General features: G+C 68.1%; 6 protein-coding genes and 1 pseudogene. 2 read left to right on the forward strand and 5 right to left on the reverse strand.

The window, feature by feature from the left end; genetic code table 11:
- Positions 1-106: 106 nt before the first annotated feature.
- Both RN729_RS07700 and RN729_RS07705 read right to left on the reverse strand, forming a co-directional pair.
- A complete protein-coding gene (locus tag RN729_RS07700; protein ID WP_310783345.1) occupies positions 107-1,381 on the reverse strand; it encodes a TRAP transporter large permease in 1,275 nt (424 codons plus the stop codon).
- Positions 1,381-1,905 (reverse strand): TRAP transporter small permease, encoded by a 525-nt coding sequence (locus RN729_RS07705; RefSeq protein ID WP_310783347.1) that lies wholly within the window; start codon positions 1,903-1,905, stop codon positions 1,381-1,383. The genes RN729_RS07700 and RN729_RS07705 overlap by 1 nt, the downstream gene beginning before the upstream one ends.
- Before the next feature lie 201 nt (positions 1,906-2,106).
- On the opposite strand from RN729_RS07705, the gene RN729_RS07710 reads away from it, so the two are divergent.
- A complete protein-coding gene (locus RN729_RS07710; RefSeq protein ID WP_310783349.1) occupies positions 2,107-3,261 on the forward strand; it encodes a DUF4143 domain-containing protein in 1,155 nt (384 codons plus the stop codon).
- A gap of 26 nt (positions 3,262-3,287) precedes the next feature.
- Here RN729_RS07710 and RN729_RS07715 read toward each other — a convergent pair whose 3' ends face one another.
- Genes RN729_RS07715 through RN729_RS07725 form a run of 3 tightly spaced genes read right to left on the reverse strand, consistent with a single transcriptional unit; the run spans position 3,288 to position 5,640 of the window.
- Positions 3,288-4,406 (reverse strand): TRAP transporter substrate-binding protein, encoded by a 1,119-nt coding sequence (locus tag RN729_RS07715; RefSeq protein WP_310783351.1) that lies wholly within the window; start codon positions 4,404-4,406, stop codon positions 3,288-3,290.
- Complete coding sequence (locus RN729_RS07720) at positions 4,384-4,866, reverse strand: hypothetical protein (protein ID WP_310783353.1); 483 nt, start codon at positions 4,864-4,866, stop codon at positions 4,384-4,386. The genes RN729_RS07715 and RN729_RS07720 overlap by 23 nt, the downstream gene beginning before the upstream one ends.
- 9 nt (positions 4,867-4,875) lie before the next feature.
- A complete protein-coding gene (locus RN729_RS07725; RefSeq protein WP_310783355.1) occupies positions 4,876-5,640 on the reverse strand; it encodes a 3-oxoacyl-ACP reductase family protein in 765 nt (254 codons plus the stop codon).
- 125 nt (positions 5,641-5,765) lie between these two features.
- On the opposite strand from RN729_RS07725, the pseudogene RN729_RS07730 reads away from it, so the two are divergent.
- A pseudogene (locus RN729_RS07730) lies at positions 5,766-6,577 on the forward strand (peptidase M28); the annotation flags it as partial.

Consider the following 6,577-nt stretch of genomic DNA (forward strand, 5'->3'; position numbering starts at 1 on the left):
GCCTGTTCGCCGTCCCCGCTCGGGCAGTGTGATGTTGATTCGTTTCGTCTTGCTCGAAAGTTTCGAGATGTCGACGTCGTTGCTTCATTCAAGGATCTCGGTGCTCTCAGTATCCGAGCAGTTCCGGCAGGAAGAGGACGACGCCGGGCAGGCACGCGAGGGCGACCGTGAGCGCGAGCATGAGCGCAAGGTAGGGCCAGAGCGGACGCGCGACCTCCGCCGGGTCCACGCCTCCCACCGAGCAGGCCACGAGCAGGCTCACCCCCACTGGCGGCAGGAACACGGAGATCCCCTGGGTCGCCACGATGACGGCGCCGTAGTGCACGGGGTCGATCCCGAGTTGCGTAGCGAGCGGTAGCAGGATCGGCGTCAGCAGGACGACCGCGGGCACGCCCTCGAGGATGGCGCCGAAGGGAAGGAAGACGAGGATCGTGAGGAGCATGAAACCGATCTGGCCGCCGCCGAGTCCGACGACTGTTGACGCCACCGTCTGGGGGAGCTGCAGGACGGCGAGGACCCAGCCCAGGAGGTGCGCAGCGCCGACGACGAACAGCACCATCCCGGACACCACGGCGGTCTGGACGACCTTGCCCCAAAGCTCCGCGAGCGTGAGGGACCGGTACACGAAAGCCGCCAGGAGCAACGCGTAGGCGACGGCGACGGCGGCAGCCTCCGTGGGGGTGAAGAGTCCGAAGCGGATGCCTCCCAGGATGACGACGATCATGAAGAGCGGAAGCACGGCGTCGAGCGTCGCGCGGCGGAGTTCCGCGAACGAAGCGCGCTCCCCGCGCGGCCACCCTTCTCTTCGCGCCTGCCACCCGATCTGCGCCATCAGGCCTGTGGCGATGAGGAGCGCGGGCACAATCGAGGCGACGAAAAGGGCGCCGATGGAAACGTTTCCGATGACGCCGTAGACGACCATCACGATGGCGGGCGGGATGAGGATGCCCATGCCGCACGCGGCCGAGACGATCGCCGTCGCGCGCGCCCGGCCGTACCCGTTCGCCGTCAGTTGGGGCACCATGATGCCGCCGACGGCGGCGGCGTCCGCGGAGGTCGAGCCGGACACGCCGGAGAAGAACACCTCCGCCATGACGACCACCTGCCCGAGCCCTCCGGGAAGGTGGCCCACGAGCGCGCGGGCCAGCGCCACCAGGCGACGGCTGATCCCACCGACATCCATCAGGTAGCCGGCGAGGATGAACAGCGGCACGGCGAGCATGGGGAACGAATCCATCCCCGCGACGATCTGCTGCGGGATGACGACGAGCGGGAGATCCGCCACGAGGATGGCGATGACGGCCGCAAGCGCGAGCGCGAAGCCGATGGGAACGGCGGCCAGCACCAGGAGGCCGAAGACGCCGAGGAGGAGTCCGCCCATCAGCCGACCTCCCCGGTCGACGCCGGTTGCTGCGGCGAGGGTGGGGCGGACGTCCCCCCACCCTCGCCTGCTCCTCCGGCAAGCAGGTGGATCGCCATCAGCACGCCGGAAACCGGCGCCGCCGCATACACGAGCGCGACGGGCAGGTTCAGGGCGGCGGAGCGCTCTCCCATGGTGAGGTCCATGAGGGCGATGCCCGTACCGATGAGGACGAATGCGAACAGCAGCACGACCGCCGCCGCGGACGTCTCCACCGCCTTCCTCGCGCGCGGCGGCAGCCGTTCGGTGACCTGGTCGAAACGGAAGTGGGTTCGCCGCGCCACCGCCAGCGAGGCCCCGAGCAGCGAGAGCCAGATGAAGCAGAAGCGCGACACCTCCTCGCTCCACGGATTCGGCCAGGCGAAGAGGTAGCGCATCAGGACCTGCAGGAGCACCACGTCGCAGACCGCAATCAGCAGGACGCCAACGGCGTACGTCTCGAGCGTGACCAGCACCCGGTTGAGCGCCCGCAGCTTCCGCTTCATTCTCTTGCCGCCCCCTTCCGGGCCAACGGCGCCTCCGTTGCCGGACGTCGAGCCGCCCGCTCGACGGGTCACGGAAGACGTGCCGGCTACACTACCTGCGATACTACCTGCGATCCGGGCGGATGCGTAACCCCCCGGCGACCGGGCAGCGCTCTGACAATATGCATTGCTACTGCAAATTATCATGATAGATTGAAGCGTATGTTCGAACGATCACTAATTCTGCCGAGCGCCGGCACGGAGACATTCTTCCTGTGGGGCCCGCGACAGGCCGGCAAGAGTACCCTCCTGCGGCAGCGCTATCCGGACGGCCGCTGGGTCGACCTGCTGAAGAGCGACGAGTTCCGCCGCTACCTGACGAACCCGGAGTTCCTGCGCCAGGAAATCGAAGCGGAGGGGGCTCACCGGAACCGTCAGATCGTCATCGATGAAATCCAGAAGGTGCCCGCGCTCCTGGACGAGGTCCACTGGCTCATGGAGAACCGGGGCGTCAGCTTCGCGCTGTGCGGATCGAGCGCGACCAAGGTGAAGCGGGGCGCCGCCAATCTCCTCGGGGGGCGGGCCATCCGCTACGAGTTGCTCGGGATCACCGCGGCCGAGCTCGGTGAAGACTTCGACCTGACCCGCTTGCTCAACACGGGCTACCTCCCCCGTATCTACGGGGCCCCCCGCCCCGTTCGCCTCCTGGACGCCTACATCAACGACTACCTCGTCCAGGAGGTCGCCGCGGAGGGAGTGGTCCGGCAACTCCCGGCCTTCTCACGCTTTCTGGACGCGGCTTCGTTGAGCGACGGAGAGATCGTCAACCTGTCGAACGTCGCCGCCGAGTGCGGCGTCGCGCTGCGGACGGTGAAGAATTACTTTCAGGTTCTGGTGGACATGCTTCTGGCTCGCTGGGTCCCGTCCTATCGCGCGCGCCCCAAGCGTCGGGTCATCCAGGCGCCGAAGTTCTATTTCGCGGATGTGGGGCTCGTGAACCGACTTGCGCGGCGTGGTTCCCTGGCGCCCGGCTCCGAGTTGTACGGAAAGGCCTTCGAGAACTGGGTGTGCCACGAACTGTCCGCCTGGCTCAGCTACCGGGAATTCGACGGTGAGCTCTCATACTGGCGGCTCGCGGGCGGGACCGAAGTGGACTTCGTGGTTGGCGACATGCAGCTGGCGGTCGAGGCCAAGGCGAGCCCGAATATCGGCCCGCGCCATCTCCGGGGACTCCGCAGCGTCGTCCAGGATCATCCCTCGATCGGGCACCGAGTCATCGTTTGTCTGGAAGCTCGCGCCCGGCGGACATCCGATGGTATCGAAATCCTGCCCGCCGAAGAGTTCACCCGGCGACTCTGGCAGAACCTTCTGATCTGACACGCCGCTGATCGCGGCGGGGAAACCTACCTGCCTTCGGAAGCCGCGCGCTCGGCCTCCGCCACCAGCCTTGCGATCAGCGCTTCGCCGTCCGGCAGCCCGTTCGCCAGTGCATCCCGGACGTTCCGACTGACGGCCGCGGCGAACGGCGCCGGATCCGGGCGCGAGATCTCCACGCCGGCCTCGCGCATCTCCTCGATGGCTTCCGCCTCCATTCGGCGGGCGACTTCGCTCTGGTAGGCGAGCGCCTCGGCCGCGGAACGGTCGACGGTCTCCCGTATTTCGGCGGGAAGCCCCCGGTAGAACGGCTCGTTCACGAGAAGCGTGATCGGATTGTAGGTGATGGATGTGAAGCTGTAGAACTTCGCCACCTCGTGGAGCCGGCTGCTGACGAAGCCGATCGCGTTCGCCTCACCGCCGTCGATCACGCCCTGCTGGAGCGCGGAGTAGACCTCGCCGTAGTTCATCGGCGTCGCCTGGACGCCGAGCGCGGAATAGGCCGCCAGGTAGGTCGCGTTCTGGAGGACGCGGAGCTTGAGGCCGGCGAGATCCCCGGGCGTCTCGACGGGCCGCCGCCGGTTGTAGACGTGACGGAACCCGTAATCGAGGAATCCGAGCGAGCGTACGCCGGTGCGCTCCAGAAGCAGGTCGCGCCACCAGTCTCCCGCCGGGCCGTTCATCGCCGCGAGCCCCTGGTCCCGGGTTTCGAACAGAAAGGGAAGATCGAAAACCTGCGTCTCGGGCACCCAGCCCGAGAGCACCGGGGTGCCCGTGATGGCCATGTGCACCGCGCCGACCTGGATCTGCTCGAACGCCACGCGCTCGCCCCCGAGCTGTCCCGACGGATAGATGACGACCCTGAACCGTCCGTCCGTGCGCTCGAACGTGAGATCCCGGAACCGCTCCGCCATGAGGTGAAACTCGGATCCCGTCGACAGCACGTGGGAGAAGCGAACCTCCCACATGCGCGCGTCGGCCGACGGGCCGGATTCACCGCTGCCGGGATTGCCGCACGCCCCCGTCAGGAGCGCCGCCGCTACGGCCGGCAGCAGGCCGGGCGGAACCCACGCTACCCGCTCGCGCCGGTCCCGGCCGCGGCACGGCGCGGTGCCGCCTCCGCGTTCAGTCGCGAATGAGTGGGACACCTTCCACAACGTGTCGCTGGATCGCCTCGGCCCAATGCGCCATGAAATCCTCGAAGTCCTCGCCGAACGCTCGTACGAAACCGTCCGCGTCGGCTGACAGTGACGTCATGCGGTACTTCACGGACGCCCGGCTTCGGCTCTCACCGTCGGGGGTCACCTGAACGTCCACCATCGCCGTGTGGTGGTCCGGAATCACATACACGTACGACGCGCCGCCGGCCGCGGGCTCGTGTCGCGTCTGGACCCACGTCGCGGTCCCCGCGCCTTCCTTCATGGTCTGAAACACCAGGCCTTCTCCGGCATGGGGGTCGCCGGGATGCAGGTAGCGAGGATCCCACCCGGCCACCCACCGTCGCTCGCCCTCGGCGGTGAACAGCGGGAACGCCTCCGCAAACGGTAGCGCCATCGCGACGACGCCGGTCCTCTCGACATGGATGCGGTCTTCAGTATCGGTCGCCATGGCCACGTCCTATGCGCCCCAGATCGTCTGGCCGGCGTCGATGAACAGGCTGGCGCCCGTGACGAGTCGCGCCTCCTCGTTCGAGGCGAGGTACACGACGGCCCCCACCACGTCGTCGGGCGCACCGATCTTCCCGAGCGGGATACGGGCGAGGCGCCGCTGGCGGAAGTCGGCTTGCGCGATGTCGGCGCGGTTCAGGTCGGTTTCGATCAGGCCCGGCGCGATGGCGTTCACCCGGATCCCGTGGGGCGCGAGTTCGAGCGCCATCTGCTTCGTGAGCATCTCGACCCCCGCCTTCGACACGCAGTAGTGCGTGAGGTTCGGCGCGGCCACCGCCTGCCCCGCGGACGACACGTTGACGATCGCCCCCGCCGTCCCGTCTTCGGCCATGCCGCGCGCGACCGCCTGCCCCACCAGGAAGTACCCCTTCAGGTTGACGCCCTGGATGGCATCCCACTCCTCCTCGTCGATCTCGAGGAAGGGTGTCCGCAGCAGGATCCCGGCATTGTTCACGAGGATGTCGATGCCGCCCAGAAAGTCGTGCGCATCCCCGACGAAGCGCTCGACGTCGGAACGGGAATCGGTCGATCCCCGTACCGCGACCGCGCGCCGCCCCAGCGCCTCGATCTCACGGACAGCGCTCTCGGCATCCTCCCGGCTCCGCCGGTAGTTGACCGCCACGTCCGCCCCCTCGCGGGCCAGCCCGAGGGCGATCGCCCGACCGATGCTCCGCGAGCCGCCGGTAACCAGAGCACGCTTGCCGTCAAGACGCATGGGGAGATCGGGGTTCGAAGCCAGTGAGGTGCCGAACTCACATAGTCCGGGCGCGGCCAGGGATTCGCAACGCGCCTGGGCTCCCCTACCTTCGAGGAGGTTCCATTCTTCTCGGGGAGCGATCCATGAAGCCCACGGTTCGTCTCGGACTCGCCTGCTCGCTGGCATTCCTTCTCAGCCTCACCGCTGCGGTGACACCGGGGGCGACCCGGCACCTGGCGGCGCAGTCCTTCCCGTCCGACGATCCCGTCATCCGGGCCATCTGGGAGGAGGGGGTCGAGCGCTCTCAGGTCTACGAACTCGGCCAGGTGATGATGGACTCCATCGGACCGCGCCTCACCGGCTCGCCCGCCATGTCCGGCGCCAACGACTGGGCGCTGGCGAAGTACGCGGAGTGGGGCATCGACGCCTATAAGGAGCAGTACGGCACGTGGCGGGGATGGGAGCGGGGGATCAACCACATCGATCTCGTCGAGCCGCGGGTGCGGTCGCTTGAGGGAATGGCGGCCGCGTGGAGTCCGGCCACGGACGGGCCTGTCGAGGCGGAGGTGGTGATTCTCGCGGACGCGGGCAGCCCCGGAGCCTTCCAGGCGTCGCTGTCGGAGGTGCGCGGCAAGTTCGTGCTCATCTCGCGCCCGGAGCCGAGTTGCCGCCCGCAGGAGAACCTGGAGCAGTTCGCCCGCCCCGAGACGACGGCCCGCATGACGGCGGAGCGCGAGCGCGCCATCGCGGAGTGGGACGAACGCGTGGGGAACACGGGGTTCGATGTGCGCTCGCTGCCGGAAGTGCTGCACGTAGCGGAACCGGCGGGGATTATCCGCTCGCAGTGGTCCGAGGGCTGGGGCGTCACCAAGATCTTCGGCACCCGCGCCCTGCGGGCCCCGGTCCTGGACCTGAGCTGCGAGGCGTACGGGCTCCTGTACCGGCTGGCCGAGAA

Origin of the sequence: Candidatus Palauibacter polyketidifaciens, assembly GCF_947581785.1 — a bacterium.
Lineage (GTDB): Bacteria > Gemmatimonadota > Gemmatimonadetes > Palauibacterales > Palauibacteraceae > Palauibacter > Palauibacter polyketidifaciens.